Raw genomic sequence first — 16688 nt, forward strand, 5'->3', positions numbered from 1 at the left:
GCCGGAGAATCGGCGGTTCCTACACTGAGGTTCCCTCACGAGGGGCGGAGCGGGGTCGTGTAGGTCGGGCGGGGGAGATGGCGCATGGCATTACCCGTGGGGCAGGGAGACGCCTCGGACAAGCCCTATTTCTTCCTCAGTTATGCGCACACCCCCAGGAACGACCCCTCGGACCCCGACCCCGACCTGTGGGTCGCCAAGCTCTACAACGACCTGTGCGCGCACATCCTGCAGATGACGACGCTGCCCGCCGGGGTGAAGGCGGGCTTCATGGACCGGGGGATGAACGTCGGCGAGGGCTGGCCGGAATCGCTCGCCGAGGCGCTCGCGCACTGCCGGGTCTTCGTCCCGCTCTATTCGCCCCGCTACTTCCGCAGCCAGCAGTGCGGCAAGGAGTGGTTCGCCTTCTCGCAGCGCGCCGTCCACCACCGGTCCCTGCACGACCGCCCGATATCCGGCATCGTGCCCGCGCTGTGGGTGCCGGTCGCCGCCACCGACATGCCGGGCCCGGCCGAGGGACTGCAGTTCAACCACGCGGACTTCGGCGAGGACTACGCCGCCGAGGGCTTCTACGGACTGATCAAGCTCAGCTACCTCAAGCACGAGTACGAGCGGGCCGTCTACCGCCTGGCGCAGCGCATCGTGCAGGTCGTCGAGGACACGAAGATCGCCAAAGGGCGCCACTTCGACTACCACCACGTCCCCAGCGCCTTCGGTCCGCCGGGTGCCAGCAGGCCCCTGCGGGTGACGGTGCTCGCCTGCTGCGACACCGAGGACCTGCCCGCGGGCCGCAGCCCCACCTGCTACGGGCCCTCGCCGCGCGACTGGAACCCGTACCGCCCGCAGAGCAGCCGGCCGCTGGCCGACCACGCCGCCGACCTGGCGCGCAACCTCGACTACCGGGTCAGCGTCGGGGTGTTCGAGGAGGAACTGGACCGCCTGCTGGACCCCACCCCCACCGCCCCCGGGCTGCTGCTGCTCGACCGCTGGGCCCTGGAGTCGGCCGACCGGCGGGAGATGCTCAGCCGCTTCGGCAGCGAGCGCCGGCCCTGGGTGAGCGTCCTGGTGCCGTGGAACCGCGCCGACCCGGAGTCCAACGGCCACGAGGAGACGCTGCGCCGCCTCGCCGACGACGCGCTCGACCCGAGCCGTGCCGACGGCTCCGGTGGGCCCTACATCCGCAACAACATCCCCAGCCTCGAGGCGTTCAGCGACGACGTGCCCCGGGCGGTGGGACGCGCGGCCAAGCACTACGCCGCCCACGCCCCCGCCTTCCCGCCCCAGGGCCCGCACACCTCGCGCCCGAGGCTGCGGGGTCCGTCCGCCGGGGCGTACGGATCCGACCGCCCCTCCCCGCACGGCCTGCACGACGACCGCGGCACCACTGAACCCGACAAGCCGGAGGGCCAGGATGACCGAGAGCCGTAACGGACGTGTGATCACGTTCTACTCGTACAAGGGCGGCACCGGACGGACCATGGCCCTGGCGAACACCGCCTGGATCCTCGCCGCCAACGGCCACCGGGTGCTGACGGTGGACTGGGACCTGGAGGCGCCGGGCCTCTTCCGCTTCTTCCACCCCTTCCTCGACCCCTCCGCGCTCGCGGCCACCACCGGCATGATCGACCTGATCACCGAGTACCGCGAGGAGGCGCTGCGCGACGTGCCGCGGCCGCCGGACTGGCACCGCCAGTTCGCCCGGGTCCGCCCGCACGCCATATCCCTCAACTGGGCCTTCCCCGACGGCGGCAGCCTGGACTACCTGTCCGCGGGCCGGCAGGACCGCAACTACTCCACGGCGCTCACCGGCATCGACTGGGACGTCTTCTACGACCGCTTCGGCGGCGGCCAGTTCCTCGACGCCATGCGCGCGGACATGCGGCGCCACTACGACTACGTCCTCATCGACAGCCGCACCGGCCTCAGCGACATCGCCGACATCTGCACCGTCCACATGCCCGACGAGCTGGTGGTCTGCTTCACCCTCAGCGACCAGAGCATCTTCGGCGCCGCCGCCGTCGCCCGCGACATCGAGGAGCGCTACAACGGCCGCGGCATCCGCATCTTCCCCGTGCCGATGCGCATCGACGACGGCGAGAAGGAGAAGGCGGACGCCGGACGGGCACTGGCCCGCGCCCGGTTCGACGGCCTGCCCGCCGGGCTGGACGACGAGGAACTCGTCTCCTACTGGGGGTCGGTGGAGATCCCGTACCGCCCCTTCTACGCCTACGAGGAGATCCTGGCGACCTTCGGGGACGCCCCGGGTCTGTCCAGCTCGATGCTGTCGGCCTGCGAACGCCTCACGTCCGTGGTCTCCGGCGGTGCGGTGACCTCGCTGCCCCCGATCCCGGAGTCCGAAAGGCTGCGCTGGGCATCGGAGTTCACCCGGCGCAGGCCCGTCCCGCCGTCCGGACTGGTGCTGGCGTACGTGCCCGAGGACCGGATGTGGGCGGACTGGATCGAGTGGACCCTGACCCGGGCCGGCTTCCGGGTCGTCCCCTGGGACGTGGAGACCCACACCGCCCCCGCGGAACAGCCCGCCGTGGCCGGGGCCTCCTCCCGCACCCTCGTCGTGCTCTCCGCCGCCTACCTGCGGTCCCGGCGGGCCGTGCGGGTGTGGGAGTCGAGCGCGGGCACCGACCCCTCGGGCCCGCAGCACCAACTGCTGCCGATCAGGGTCGGCGACGTACGCCCCGGCCCGCCGCTCGCCCAGCGCAGCCCGGTCAGCCTGGTGCGGCTCGACCACGCCGCGGCCGCCACCACACTGCTGCGCGCCCTCGGCCGGGACGAGGCGGACCTCAACCCGACCGCCATGGCCAACGGCCCGCGCTACCCCGTGGGCGACCCCAAGGTGTCCAACCTGCGGCCCCGCAACACCTTCTTCACCGGCCGCTCCACCGTCCTGGACCGGCTGCGCGACCGTCTGGGCGGCGGCAACCCCTCCGTCCAGCCCTTCCCGCAGACCCTCCACGGCCTCGGCGGCGTCGGCAAGACGCAGGTGGCGCTGGAGTACGCGCACCGCTTCAAGGCCGACTACGACCTGGTGTGGTGGATCGAGGCGGAGCAGGAGGACCGGATCGCGCCCTCCCTCGCCGAACTCGCCCGCCGTCTGGAACTGCGGGTCGGCGACAGCGTCTCCGAGGCCGCCGAGGCGGCCCGCGAGGAACTGGCCACCGGCACCCGCTTCCCGCGCTGGCTGCTGGTCTTCGACAACGTCGAGGACCCCGAGCGGGTGCGCCGCTTCTTCCCCGGCGGGCGCGGCCACATCGTGGTCACCGCCCGGAACAAGCCGCCGACGGGACCGACCGAGCCCCTGGAGATCGAGGTCTTCAACCGTTCGGAGAGCGTGGAGCACCTGCGCCGCCGGGTGGGCGGCATGAGCCGGGAGGACGCCGCTCAGGTGGCCGAGGCGGTCGGCGACCTGCCGCTGGCCGTCGAGGTGGCCGCCGCGTGGCTCGCCGAGACCGCCACCCCCGTCGACGTCTACGTGCACCAGCTCAAGGAGCAGACGACCAAGGCGCTGTCGGTCACCACCGCCGCCGGCTACCCGCGGGAGGTCGGGGCGACCTGGAGCATCTCCATCAGCCGGCTGCGCAACCAGTCCAAAGCCGCCGTCCGGCTGCTGGAGCTGTGCGCGTTCTTCGCCGCTGAGCCGATCTCGATGACGCTGATCGAGAGCGACTCCATGATCCAGGCGCTGCTGCCCCACGACCCCGAACTGCGCGACCGCTACATGCTCGGCAAGGTCATCCAGGCGCTCAACCGCTTCGCCCTGGCCAAGGTCGACCCGGCCGACAGCAGCATCCAGGTGCACCGGCTGGTGCAGGCGGCCGTGCGCGCGGAGATGTCGGAGGACGACCGGCAGGACACGATGCACGAGGTACACCGCATCCTCGCCGAGGCCCGGCCGCCGGAGGACGCCATCAACGACCCGGCGAACTGGCCGGGGTTCGAGCTGATCTGGCCGCACCTGGCCCCCTCGCAGGCCGAGGACTGCCGGGAGGAGAAGCCGCGCCAGCTGCTCGTCAACCGCGTCCGCTACCTGTGGAAGAGCGGTGAGCTGGAGCAGGCCCGGCTGCTGGCCGAGCAACTGCTCGGCGTGTGGAAGCAGTCCCTCGGCGAGGACGACCTGCAGACCCTCAACCTGCAGTTCGAGCTCGCCAACGTGCTCCGCTCGCAGGGCAAGTACCCGGAGGCCCGGCAGTACGACGAGGACACCCTGGCCCGGCAGACCGCGCTGCTGCCCTCCGGCCATCCGCACACCCTGATCACCGGCGGCAGCCTCGCCGCCGACCTGCGGGCGCTCGGCCTCTTCCAGGAGGCCAGGGAACGCGACGAGGAGATCTACGCCGGCTTCAAGGACATCTTCGGCGAGCAGCACCCGCGCTCCCTCGTCGCGGCCAACAACCTCGCCATCGACTACCGGCTCACCGGGGACTCCGAACTCGCCCGCCGCCTGGACCAGGAGACCGTGGACCGGCGCAGCCCGATGCTCGGCGACCGCCACCCGTACACCCTGTCCACCAAGGCCAACCTCGCCCGCGACCTGCGGGAGATCGGCGACTACACCGGTTCCGTCGCGATGCTCGAGGAGGTGATGGACGTCTTCCAGGACGTCCTCAACCCCGACGTGCCCGAGACGCTCCGCAACGCCAAGAGCCTCGCGGTCTCGCTGCGCAAGGCGGGCCGCGCCGCCGAGGCGATGCGGCTCACCCAGGTGACCTACGACCGTTACCTGGAGCGGTACGGACCCGACGTGCCCGACACGCTCGCCTGCGCGCTCAACCTCGCCGCCGACTACTCGGCGGCCGGCAACAAGGAGAAGGCCCGCGACCTGGCCGCGGACGCCCTCGTCTCCTACCGCCGGATGCTCGGCGACGACCACCCGTTCACCCTGGCCTGCCGCAACAACCTCGCCATCTACCTGCGCGGCAGCGGCAACGCCGAGGAGGCCGTGGCGGTCGGCAACGACACCCTGGCCCGGCTGGAACGCGCGGTGGGCCCCCGCCACCCGTACACCCTCAACTGCACGATCAACCTGGGCAACGCGACGGGTGAACTGGGCGACAACGACCGGGCCGTGACACTGCTGGAGACCGCCCTGCGCGGCCTCACCGAGCGCTACGGCCCCGAGCACCCGGACGCCCTGGCCTGCGAGATCAACCTGGCCTACGCCCTGCGGCAGTCGGGCCGGCACGCGCGGGCGCAGGAGATCCGCGGCAAGGTGCTCCCGGAGTGCGTACGGCTGCTCGGCGAGGAGCACCCGCTCAGCCGGGCCGCCCGCGAGTGGTACCGGGTCAACCGGGACCTGGAGCCGCAGCCGGTGTGAGCGGCGGTCAGGCGGGCACCGACCGCCCCCGGCCGCCCCCGGCGGCCGCCCAGGCCAGCACCCGGGGCAGTACCGACAGGGCCGCGAAGTGCGCGGCCCCCGGCTGCACCACCATGGTCGCGCCGGGGATGTGCTCCGCCAGCCAGCGGGAGTGCGCCACCGGTGAGAACACGTCGTCCTCGCCGTGCCACAGCAGCACCGGCACCGCGATGCGGTCCAGGCCGAACCCCCAGCTCCGGTTGAACGCCAGCGTGTCGTCGATCCAGCCGTCGGCCGAGGTGCGCAGCGCCTCCGCGTAGGTGCGCAGCAGCATCGTGCGCAGGCCCGCGTCCGCGATCACCCGCTGGTCCGGCACCGGCATCTCCTCCCGGAGCACGGCGAGCAGGGTGGCCGGGTCGTCGCGGATGGCGCGGGAGCGCAGCTCCAGCCGGGCGGCGAGCCGGCGGTGCGCCGCGTCGGCGGTGGTGTGGTCGCGGACGTTGGACCTGGCCATCCCCGCGTGCCAGGCCAGCCCCTGCGCGTCCCGCGGCGCGAGGCCCACCAGCACCGCCACCCGCGTCACACGGTCCGGCAGCAGCGCGGCGCACGCCAGCGAGTGCGGCCCGCCGCCCGAACGGCCGACCACCGCGAACGCGTCCAGGCCCATGGCGTCGGCGATCGCCACGACATCGGCGGCGGCGTCCGCGACCCGCCGGCCGGGCAGCCGCTCGGAACCGCCGTACCCGGGACGGTCGAAGGAGATCAGCCGCACCCCCAGCCGGTACAGCACCGCGCTGCGCGGCACCGGGCCGAGCCGGCTGCCGGGTGTGCCGTGCAGCAGGAACACGGGCCTGCCCCGCGGATCTCCCCGGGTCTCCACCGCCAGTTCCCGCCCGTCCCTCGCCCGTACGACACGCACCCGAGCGGCCCCCTCTCGTGTGTCCTGCGGCCCGTCCCAGTCCGCGGCCCCGGCCCGTCCCCGGAGCCGCCCCGTCCTCACACGCGCATCTCGCGCCTCGCCTGCCAGGTGGTGTGCTCCCGGGACACCGCGTCCTCGGCGTCCCGGGTCAGCTGGGACCACAGGTGCTCGGCGTGCTGGTCGTCCAGGTCCAGCGACGCCAACTGCACCCGGATCAGCTCCAGTTCGTCCGCCGCCAGCCGGTACGCCGCGGCCAGCGGGCTGTACTGGCGCAGCTGCGCCCAGGCCGCGACCGAGGCCGTGATGGCGGACACGAAGCCCAGGGTGTCGAAGGGGGACCAGCCGCCCGCCCGCAGGACCAGGAAGAGGACGCCGAGCAGCGGGAACGCCATCGCCAGGCGTCCCGCCCGGCGCCCGTTCAACTCGCAGCGGGCCGCCTTGAGCGTGTACCACTCGTGCTGCACCCGGATGCGTTCCCGCAGGTACACGTCGTGCCGCACACGCAGCGGCGCGTCCCGCAGCCGCCGCATCGCCGCGGTGATGCCCGAGTCCACGTACGAGGGCAGCGCCCTGCTGCGCCGGAAGGTGTGCAGGACGTCGCCGAGCTGCAGCCGGTACAGGGCGTCCGGGTCGCGTTCGTCGCCGGGCGGGGTGAAGGGGTCGGCCCGCACCGAGTACTTCCAGGCGAGCGTCTTCATGGACTCCGCCAGCGCCCGGCCCTCGTACCAGAGCGCCTGCGGGTTCTGGCGGTGGATCACCCAGGTGGTCCACGCGGCGAACGCGAACAGGGCGGCCGCGAGCCATGAGGCCCAGTGCAGGCGGCCCGCGGTGGCGTCAAACGAGCTGAAGACGGAGGCCACGGTGAGCAGGCCGAGCTGCTGGCGCGACAGCCGTACGGTCTGTCGCTGGCCCCGCAGTGAGGCCCGGTCGGCGGACCGGAACAGGTCCGGGAGCAGATCCCGTTCGCTCACCATCGGCAGCGGCCCCCCGTACTCGCTGAATCCCGCAGTCACCCCAGTATGGGCGTGCCGGGGGCGGCCGCCCAGTAGGCGTCCGGCCGAACTCCCGCTTCCGGAAGGCGCCTTGTCCGCGCGGGCGGCGCCCCTGGCCGGTGGGCCCGGCACGCCCGGTCGGTGTGCCCGTCACGCCCTCGGCGAACGGGGCGGCGCGGCGTCCGGGAGGGCGGGCAGGGTGGCGGATGTGCTGAGACGAGTCGCGGTCCTGTCCGACGTCCACGGCAACCTGCCGGCCCTGGAGGCCGTGCTCGCCGAGCCCGACGTCCGCGCCGCCGAGCGGGTGGTCCTCACCGGGGACCACGCGGCGGGGCCGATGCCGGTGCCCACCCTCGACGCGCTGCGCGGCCTCGGCGGGCGCGCCCTGTGGATCCGCGGCAACGCCGACCGGGAACTGGTCGAGCACCGCCGCACGGGCACGACCACCGGGTACCCGGAGTCCGACTGGGCGGCGCGGCGGCTCCGCGAGGACCAGGTCACGATGCTGGCCGGACTCCCGGACACCGCGGAAGTGGACGTCGACGGCGCCGGCCGGACGCTGTTCTGCCACGCCACCCCGCGCGACGACGAGGAGATCGTGCTCGTCGACTCCCGCGCCGAGCGCTGGGCCGAGGTGATGTCCGGCGTCGCCCCGGAGGTGGAGACCGTCGTCTGCGGGCACACCCACATGCCCTACGCCCGGATCGCCCACGGCCGCCTCGTCCTCAACCCCGGCAGCGTCGGCATGCCGTACGGCCGCGCCGGCGCCCACTGGGCCCTGCTCGGCACGGACGGCGTCCAGCTGCGGCGCACTCTCTACGACCGCGAGGCGGCGGCCGCCCGCATCGTCGCCGAGTCGGGCTTCGACGGCGCGGAGCAGTGGGTACGGGAGTACGTCCTCGGCTGCCACCCGGCGGAGGCCGTGATCGACGCGTGGGGCCCGCGCGACGGGCGCTGACGCCACCGCGTGACGGGGCTTCCGGGCGGTGCCCGGTCGGCCGGGGGCCGTTGGCCGTTCGGCCGTCGTCGCGTGGTGGCCGTGAGCGGGGTGTGGGGCCTACGCGGAGGGGGTGGTCTCTCACCGTGCCCGGCATTGGCCGTGCGAGGGGCGCCGTGTCGCAGAGCACGTGTCACGGCGGCCGACGCCAGACCGTCGCTCGCGCGGCGGCTTCCGGGCGGTGCCGAGCCGGCCGGGGCCGTTGGCCGTTCGCGTTGTCGCGGGGTGGGCTTCGGCGGGGAAGCGGGCCGTTCGGCCGTCGTCGCGTGGTGGCCGTGATCGGGGCGTGCGGCCCGCGCGACGGGGGTTCCGGGCGGTGAGTCGGTCGCCATGGCGCGGGCTTCCGCGGGGGAGTACGCCGTCGGCTGTCATCGGGCGGCGGCCGTGATCGACACCGGGGCAAGCGCAACGGTGTGGCGCGGCTCACGCGAATGCGTGGGTCCGTGCGGACAGTACATGGCGTGACCGAGCTCCGTACCGCATCGCGGCAGATCCCCCGAACGACCGAACCCGCGCGAGCCGGGCGGGCCGGCACGGGGGCGTGGCGACCGGACATCCAGGGGCTGCGGGCCCTGGTGGTCACGCTCGTCGTGCTGGGGCACGCCGGGGCGCCGTATCTCGCCGGCGGCTACGTCGGCGTCGACGTCTTCTTCGTCATCTCGGGGTTCCTCATCACCGCCTCCTTGCTGCGCGGCGGCACCCTGCGCGCCTTCTACGCCCGGCGCGTGCTGCGGCTGCTGCCCGCCGCCACGCTGGTCGTCGCCGTCACACTCGCCGGCGCCTGGTTCTTCCTGTCCAAGATCCGCTCCGGCGAGTACGCGGGCGACGCACTGGCCAGCGCCCTGTACGCGGTGAACCTGAGGCTCGCGGCCACGGGCACCGACTACCTCTCCCAGGGGGCCCCGCCCTCGCCCTTCCAGCACTTCTGGTCGCTCGCCGTCGAGGAGCAGTTCTACCTGCTGTGGCCTGCCCTGCTGCTCGGCCGGCGGGCGGCACGAGGGCGGCGCGGGCGCGTGCGGCAGGCGGTGCCGCTCGCCGTCCTGTGCCTGCTGTCCCTGGGGCTGAGCGTCCGTCTGACGCCGGAGTCGCCGTCCTGGGCGTACTTCGGGCCGCACACCCGCTTCTGGGAGCTGGGCACCGGGGCGGTGCTCGCCTTCGCCGCCGGCCGTCTGCGCCGGCATCTGCCGTCCCGCCTCGCCGGGGCACTGACCTGGGCCGGACTGGGCTGCGTCGTCCTGGCCGCAGTGCGCTTCGACGCGGGTACGGCCTACCCGGGTGCCCGGGCGCTCCTGCCGGTGCTCGGCGCCTCGCTCGTCGTGGCGGGCGGCTGCGCGCCGGACGAGGGCGCGGCCCGGCGGCTGCTCGCCTCCCGGCCGGCGACCTGGCTGGGCGGGCTCTCGTACGGCTGGTACCTGTGGCACTGGCCGATGCTGGTCATCGGCCCCGCGGCGCTGGGCCTGGCCCCTTCCGTGCCGTCGGCCCTCGCGCTCGGCGTGGCCGCGCTGCTGCCCGCCTGGCTCACGCTGCACCTGGTCGAGAACCCGGTGCGCTTCCACCGGGCACTGCGCGGCCATCCCCACCGCGCCCTGCGCCTGGGCATCGGCCTGTCCGCGGTGACCGCCGTGACGGCCCTGACCGTGACCGCGTTCCCGCCCGCGGTCGACTCCGGCGCCGCGGCCCCCTCGCTGCGCCGCGCCCTGGCCACCGCGCCCGCCCCGGAGCAACGTCTCGCCACGCTCCTGGCGGGCGCCGACACGCGCCTGCCCGCCAACCTCGCGCCGCCGCTCGCCCGGATCAAGCAGGTCCGCTCCGCGGTCTACCGGGACGGGTGCCACGTCGACTACGCGAGCACCAGCACACCGCCGTGCGCCTACGGCGACCTCTCCTCCGGCACCGTCGTCGTGCTCTTCGGCGACTTCCACGCCGCCCAGTGGTTCCCCGCACTGGACCGGCTCGCGCACGAGCACCACTGGCGCCTGGTCTCCCTGACGAAGGCTTCCTGCAAGACCGCAGCCGTCACCATCGTCAACCACAACCGGCCCTACACCGCCTGCGACCGCTGGCGCGAGAAGGCCTTCGCCCGGATCGCGCGGCTGCGTCCCGCGCTCGTCCTGGTCTCCTCCTCCGAGGCGGGCACCCCGGCCCGCCTCGCGGCCGACCCGCGGCGGCAGTGGACCGACGGGTTCCGCGACACCTTCGGCCGCCTCACCGCCACCGGCGCCTCCGTCGGCGCCCTCCTCGACACCCCCTGGCCGGAGCTGGACGCGGTCGACTGCACCGCCGCCCACCCGCTGCGGCTGTCCCGGTGCACCCGGCCCGCCACCGAGGCGATCAGGGACCCCGCCCGCAGGACCGCCGTCCGCGAGGCCGCCCGTGCCACCGGCGTCCACGTCATCGACCCCGAGCCCTGGCTCTGCGTCCCCGACGGCACCTGCCCCGTCGTCGTCGGCGACACCTTCGTCTACCGCGACGACAGTCACCTCGCCGACGCCTACAGCGAAGCCCTCGCCCCCGTCCTGCACACCCGGCTCGCCCCGCTGCTGCCGCCCACCGCGGGCGGGTGAGCGACGCGGTGAGGGATGCTCAGTCCCACCACACGACGACGTACAGCCCGCGCCGCGAGGCCTCTTCGTAGAAGGCCCGCAGCATGGAGAAGTGGCCCGTCAGGTATCCCCAGGGGTCACGGACGCCCGGCATCCCGTGATCCGCCCCGTGCGCCCGCACCGCGGCCCAGTCGATCGCCGCCAGACCCTCCGCGACCTGCGTCACACCCGCCGGGGCGACCGCACCGGGAGGCGGCCCGAACACGCCGACCGCCTCCGGGTGGTCGAGGAAGGCGACGTCGGCCTCAGGGTCGCCGTCCAGCGCGCGTTCCAGCGCGGCCAGGGCCGGTGCCGCCACGCCCGCGGCCCGGCACACCGTCCGCAGTGGTGCCGGTGCCCAGTCGAGGTCGAGGACGTCCGCGCGTGGTGGGTCCCAGTTCGGGTCGCCGTCCGGGCTCTCCCGGGCCGCCTTACGGCAAAGGTCCAGGAACTCCTCTGTCACCCGTGCGAGTTGCTGTGTCACTGCCATGGGACCGTATTGTCCCGTTGCTGCGCCGCTGGTAGGAACGCCGCATGGATGTGGGGACGCTCACCGCGGTGGCCGGCCTGCCGCTGGCGGCCCTGGCGGCGTATCTGGCGTGGGAGCCGCAGCGCACCGTGCGCCGGCAGCGTGCGGCCGATCGCTTCGTCGAGGTGCGCCGGCACCTCAAGGAGCACCGGGCGGAGCTGGCGGAGGCGGGACTGGCCGCGCATCCCACGCGGGACCGCGACCTGACGCTGCTCACGGCGCCGGGATGGATCCCCGCCGAGCCGCTGCCCGCCGCCCGGGTACGCCTCGGTCTGCGGCCCGAACCGGAGCCGGGAAAGGGCGAGTTCGAGGTCGCGCGGCGCAGGCTGCGCGGCTACTGGCCGCGCGGGGACGGGTTCGCCTCGGCCGTGGGCGAGTACGACCGGCCCGCGATGTGGTTCAACGGGCCCGGCTACCGGTTGACCGGGGTGACGCCCGAGCAAGGGACGCTGGCCCTGGAGTTCGCGCTGGCCGGCTACTTCGACTCCTACGACACCGCCGAGCCGCTCGCCTACGAGGCAGCACTGCGCCACCGCGACGGCGACGACCCGATGACCGGCCGCTACCGCCGCTGGCTGCGGGACCCCTTCGACCTGGGCCGCCGCTGCGCCCAGTCCGGCGTCAGCACCCTCACGGTCAGGGTCGACGGCGACCGGGCGTACTTCTTCCTGCACCGGCGCGATGCCCAGGGCGTGGCCACCGCCATGAACACCACCCACGTCGTCCCCGCCGGGGAGTTCCAGCCGCACGTCGACGTGCTGCCGGTGTGGCACTCCGACCTTGACCTGTGGCACAACACGATGCGCGAGTACGCGGAGGAGTTTCTTGGCGCGCCGGACGCCGGCGGCGTCGGCGGGGCGACCCTCGACTACGACACCGACGAGCCGTACGCGAGCATGAACCGCGCCGCCCGCGAGGGCCGCGCCCGCTTCAGCTTCCTGGGGCTCGGGCTCGACCCGCTGAACTGGAAGCCGGAGCTGCTCACCGTCTGCGTCTGGGAGGCGGCCACCTTCGACACCGTCTTCGGCGGGATGGCCGAGCGCAACGAGGAGGGCGTCATCGTGGTCGGCCACGGCCACCAGGGACTGCCCTTCACCGAGGAGAACGTCCTCGGCTACGCCCGGCACCCGCGCACCCACTCCGCCGGGCGGGCCTGCCTGCACCTGGCGTGGCGCAGGCGGGCCGCACTCGGCATCCCGTGACGTCCGGTCAGGCGGGCCGCAGCCAGACCGTGGCCAGCGGCGGCAGCGTGAGCTGCACGCTCTGGCGCCGCCCGTTCCAGGCGACCGGCTCGGACTTCAGCGGCTCGGCGTTGGTGACGTCGCTCCCGCCGTACGCCGCCGCGTCGGTGTTGAGCACCTCCCGCAGCGCCTCCACCCCGTCCGGCACGCCGATCCGGTAGCCGTGCCGGACGACCGGCGAGAAGTTGCTGACCGCGACCAGCGGGTTCCCGTCGGCGTCCAGACGCACGAAGGAGAAGACGTTGTCCTCGGCGGCGCCGCCGTCGAGCCAGGCGAAGCCGTCCGGGGTGGTGTCGCGCTGCCACAGCGCCGGCGTGGCCCGGTACAGGGTGTTCAGGTCCCGCACGAGGTCCCGGACGCCGCGGTGGTCGCCCGCCGCGGAGTAGGTCTCGTCGAGCAGCCACCAGTCCGGTCCGTGGTCGTGGGACCATTCGGCGCCCTGGGCGAACTCCTGTCCCATGAACAGCAGTTGCTTGCCCGGGTGGGCCCACATGAAGCCGAGGTACGCGCGGTGGCCGGCGCGCTGCTGCCACCAGTCGCCGGGCATCTTGGCCACCAGCGCGCCCTTGCCGTGGACGACCTCGTCGTGCGAGATCGGCAGGACGTAGTTCTCGCTGTAGGCGTACACCATCGAGAAGGTCATCTCGTTGTGGTGGTACTTGCGGTGCACCGGCTCGTGCTTGATGTACTCCAGCGAGTCGTGCATCCAGCCCATGTTCCACTTCAGGCCGAAGCCGAGCCCGCCGAAGCCGGCCGGGCCGACGTGGTGGGTGGGCCGGGTGACACCGTCCCAGGCGGTGGACTCCTCCGCGATCGTGACGACACCGGGGCAGCGCCGGTAGACGGTCGCGTTCATCTCCTGGAGGAAGGCGACGGCGTCCAGGTCCTCACGGCCCCCGTAGGCGTTCGGCGCCCACTCGCCGTCCTCGCGCGAGTAGTCCAGGTAGAGCATCGAGGCGACCGCGTCCACCCGCAGCCCGTCGATGTGGAACTCCTCGCACCAGTAGACCGCGTTGGCCACCAGGAAGTTGCGGACCTCCGTGCGCCCGAAGTCGAACTCCAGCGTCCCCCAGTCGGGATGGTCCCCGCGCCAGGGGTGCTCGTAGAGGTTGGTGCCGTCGAAGTCCGCCAGCGCCCAGTCGTCCTTGGGGAAGTGGGCCGGAACCCAGTCCATGATGACGCCGATGCCGGCCCGGTGGAGCGCGTCCACCAGGTACCGGAAGTCGTCCGGGGTGCCCATCCGGGCGGTCGGCGCGTAGTACGAGGTGACCTGGTAGCCCCACGAGCCGCCGAAGGGGTGCTCGGCGACCGGCATCAGCTCCACGTGCGTGAAGCCCAGGTCCCGCACGTACGCCGGGAGCTGCTCGGCCAGTTCGCGGTAGGAGAGCCCCGGCCGCCAGGAGGCGAGGTGCACCTCGTACACCGAGAAGGGGGCCTCGTGCACCGGCAGCCGGCCGCGCGAGGCCATCCAGTCGGCGTCCTGCCACTCGTGGCGGGAGGCGGTGACGACGGACGCGGTGGCGGGCGGTTCCTCGGTGCGGCGGGCCATCGGATCGGCCTTGAGCCGCCGTCCGCCGTCCGCACCGCAGACCTCGAACTTGTACCGCTGCCCCTCGCCGACCTCGGGCAGGAACAGCTCCCACACGCCGGACGAGCCCAGCGAGCGCATCGGGAAGGCGGTGCCGTCCCAGTAGGTGAAGTCGCCGACCACCCGCACTCCGCGCGCGTTGGGCGCCCACACGGTGAACCGGGTGCCGGTGACACCCTCGTGCGTCATCGGCTCGGCACCCAGCGCCCGCCACAACTGCTCGTGCCGTCCCTCGTTGACGAGGTGCAGGTCGAACTCGCCGAGCGCGGGGAGGAAGCGGTACGGGTCGTGCACCTCGTGCTCGTCGCCGTCGTAGGCGACGGCCAGCCGGTACTCGGGGACCTCGCTCAGCGGCAGCACACCGCTGAACAGCCCCTCGCCCTCGTGGTTCAGCACCGTCCGCGTCCCGCCGGTCAGGACGGCCACGCTGCGCGCGTACGGCCGCAGCGCCCGGAAGGCCAGGCCGTCCGCCACCCGGTGGACGCCGAGCAGTCCGTGCGGGTCGTGGTGGGCACCGTCCAGCAGCCGCCGGCGCTCGCCGGGGTCGAGTTGCGGGGCCGGCGGCACGTCGCCGGGCACCGGGCCCGCGGCCGCCGCGACCTCGGGTGCCGGCGGCGGCGCCTGGTGGCCGACGGCCGCGTGGGGCGTGGTGCGCGGGGCGGTGCCCGAGGCGGGCGGCCGCTCGGACCCGGCGGGGTCGTAGCCCCGCGCGACGGACTCGGAGGAGCCGGACGTGTCCGTTCGGGGACGGTCCGCCGCGGCCGGGCGGGCGCTCTTGGCCGCGGATTTCGCGCCGGCGGCCTTCCCCCCGCGTGCGGGCTTCGCCGCGGCGGCCTTCTGCGGCCGGCCGGCCGAGGCCGGTGGGGTCGGCGGGGCTGCGGGGGGCGGCGGGGGAGCCGAGCCCTCGGACCCGGTGCCGCGAGCGGGACGTGCGGCGCGGGCCCCCCCGTTCCCGCCCGGGCCGGGGGTGCCGGGTGTGGCGTCGGGGAACGGCTGGCGATCGGTCACGATCAGGTCCTCCTCGGATGGGCGTGGGGGTGCCCGGTCAGGGGGTGCGGCCGTGCGGCGGCTGCGCGAGGCGGCGCACCGCGGCCATGGGGATGGGGAGCCAGGCGGGCCGGTGCCTGGCCTCGTAGAGCACCTCGTAGACGGCCTTGTCGGTCTCGAAGGCCCTTATGACGACGGGCTCGTCCCGCGGATCGGTCCCGGCGGCCTCCGCGTAGCCCGCGCAGAAGGCGGCGCGCTGCGTCTTAGCCCATTCGGGCGCCCCGGGGGCGGACGGGTCGTGGTGCCGGGCGGCGTAGTCGAAGGAGCGCAGCATCCCGGCGACGTCCTGCACCGGCGGCGCGGGACGGCGGCGTTCGGCCAGCGGCCGGGCCGGCTCGCCCTCGAAGTCGATCAGCACCCACCCGCCGGGGCCCGTGCGCAGGGCCTGGCCGAGGTGGAGATCGCCGTGGACGCGCTGCGCGGCCAGGGTCGTGCCGCGCCCGCCGAGCGAGGCGAGGTCGTCGAAGGCGGTCCGCAGCGCCGTGCGGTACGGCCGCAGCGCGGGCACGGCCGTCGCGGCGGCGTCCAGCCGCCCGGCCATCGCGGCGGCGAGCAGTTCGATCTGGGGACGGCGCAGGGTGGTCGTCGGCAGGGCGCGCGCCAGCGCCAGGTGGACCTCGGCGGTGGCGCGCCCCAGCGCGCGCGCCTCGCCGGAGAAGTCCGTGCCGTCCTCCACGGCCTGCAGGGCGAGTTCCCACGCACCGGCGGAACCGGGCAGGAAGCGCTGCAGCACGCCGAGTGTGGCGGGCTCGTCGTACAGGCCGAGCGCCTCGAACCAGGCGGCGGGCGCCGGGACGCGCCGCGAGCCGGCCCGCGCCAGGGCGAGGGAGAGCTCCAAGTCGGGGTTGGGGCCCGGGGCGACCCGCCGGAACAGCTTGAGGATGAAGGTGTCGCCGTAGATGACGGAGCTGTTGGACTGCTCCGCGGTGACCAGTCGCGGCGCCAGCCCCGCCGGGATCGCCGCGGCCGGCTCGGAGCCGAAGCGCAGGTGCCCGGTGCGGCCGGGGGCGCGCAGCCGTTCCAGCAGCAGGGACGTCAGACGGGGGTCGTGCAGCGCCTCGTAGATGGTCAGCCCGTCCAGGGGCCCGCCGACGGCGTGCCCGACGAGGGCGGGCGCGAGCGCGGGCGGCAGCAGCGCCCGGGTGCCGAGCAGCAACTGGTAGGTGTCGGCCGGCTTCCCGTGCCCGGCGCCCGGCAGCCGCTCCTGCACGTCGTGGTGGACGTCGAGCAGCAGATGGAGCAGTCCCGGGGTGCCCAGCCGGCCGTCGGCGGGCAGCAACTCGGTGGCCGAGACCAGCCCGAAGCCGCCGATCGGCCGCCCCTTCCCGGCGAACCACCGCTGCCGGGGCAGCCATTCCCGCAGCATCGGGACGAGCGCGGGGAGCAGCCCGGGCGCCGGGGGCACGGTGGTCCCCGACCGGACTGCGGAGGTGCGAAGCCACGAGGTGTCCGACATGACGTCCTTTCCTCGGGTGCCGGGCCTGC

General features: G+C 74.2%; 10 protein-coding genes. 5 read left to right on the top strand and 5 right to left on the bottom strand.

Annotation, left to right across the window (positions count from 1 at the left end; all coding sequences use genetic code 11):
- Positions 1 to 84 precede the first annotated feature (84 nt).
- Together ACFW3D_RS10680 and fxsT are read left to right on the top strand one after the other, a co-directional pair.
- A complete protein-coding gene (locus tag ACFW3D_RS10680; protein WP_500503596.1) occupies positions 85 to 1428 on the top strand; it encodes a TIR-like protein FxsC in 1344 nt (447 codons plus the stop codon).
- On the top strand, positions 1412 to 5329 hold the full coding sequence (gene fxsT, locus ACFW3D_RS10685) for an FxSxx-COOH system tetratricopeptide repeat protein (RefSeq protein ID WP_500503599.1): 3918 nt from the start codon (positions 1412 to 1414) through the stop codon (positions 5327 to 5329). Before ACFW3D_RS10680 ends, fxsT begins: the two co-directional genes overlap by 17 nt.
- A gap of 7 nt (positions 5330 to 5336) precedes the next feature.
- Here the strand turns inward: fxsT and ACFW3D_RS10690 are convergent, their stop codons facing one another.
- Entirely contained in the window at positions 5337 to 6227 is an 891-nt protein-coding gene (locus tag ACFW3D_RS10690; RefSeq protein WP_500503601.1) for an alpha/beta fold hydrolase, read from the bottom strand.
- 77 nt (positions 6228 to 6304) lie between these two features.
- Positions 6305 to 7240, bottom strand: coding sequence for a DUF4231 domain-containing protein (locus ACFW3D_RS10695; RefSeq protein WP_500503603.1), 936 nt, complete (start codon positions 7238 to 7240; stop codon positions 6305 to 6307).
- Between the two features lie 187 nt (positions 7241 to 7427).
- On the opposite strand from ACFW3D_RS10695, the gene ACFW3D_RS10700 reads away from it, so the two are divergent.
- Together ACFW3D_RS10700 and ACFW3D_RS10705 are read left to right on the top strand one after the other, a co-directional pair.
- Positions 7428 to 8177 carry a metallophosphoesterase family protein gene (locus tag ACFW3D_RS10700; RefSeq protein WP_500503605.1) on the top strand — a complete coding sequence of 250 codons (750 nt, stop codon included), beginning with the start codon at positions 7428 to 7430 and terminating at the stop codon, positions 8175 to 8177.
- A gap of 500 nt (positions 8178 to 8677) precedes the next feature.
- Positions 8678 to 10780, top strand: coding sequence for an acyltransferase family protein (locus tag ACFW3D_RS10705; protein ID WP_500503607.1), 2103 nt, complete (start codon positions 8678 to 8680; stop codon positions 10778 to 10780).
- A gap of 19 nt (positions 10781 to 10799) precedes the next feature.
- Here ACFW3D_RS10705 and ACFW3D_RS10710 read toward each other — a convergent pair whose 3' ends face one another.
- A complete protein-coding gene (locus ACFW3D_RS10710; RefSeq protein ID WP_500503609.1) occupies positions 10800 to 11288 on the bottom strand; it encodes a DUF1877 family protein in 489 nt (162 codons plus the stop codon).
- A 44-nt stretch (positions 11289 to 11332) separates the two neighbouring features.
- On the opposite strand from ACFW3D_RS10710, the gene ACFW3D_RS10715 reads away from it, so the two are divergent.
- Positions 11333 to 12529 (top strand): hypothetical protein, encoded by a 1197-nt coding sequence (locus tag ACFW3D_RS10715; RefSeq protein ID WP_500503611.1) that lies wholly within the window; start codon positions 11333 to 11335, stop codon positions 12527 to 12529.
- Between the two features lie 7 nt (positions 12530 to 12536).
- Here the strand turns inward: ACFW3D_RS10715 and glgB are convergent, their stop codons facing one another.
- On the bottom strand, positions 12537 to 15164 hold the full coding sequence (gene glgB / locus ACFW3D_RS10720; protein ID WP_500503613.1) for a 1,4-alpha-glucan branching enzyme: 2628 nt from the start codon (positions 15162 to 15164) through the stop codon (positions 12537 to 12539).
- A gap of 37 nt (positions 15165 to 15201) precedes the next feature.
- The gene (locus ACFW3D_RS10725) at positions 15202 to 16659 is read right to left on the bottom strand and encodes a maltokinase N-terminal cap-like domain-containing protein (RefSeq protein ID WP_500503615.1); all 1458 of its coding nucleotides are present in this window, start codon (positions 16657 to 16659) and stop codon (positions 15202 to 15204) included.
- Between the last annotated feature and the right edge of the window lie 29 nt (positions 16660 to 16688).

The organism is Streptomyces sp. NPDC058864, assembly GCF_042742985.1.
GTDB lineage: Bacteria > Actinomycetota > Actinomycetes > Streptomycetales > Streptomycetaceae > Actinacidiphila.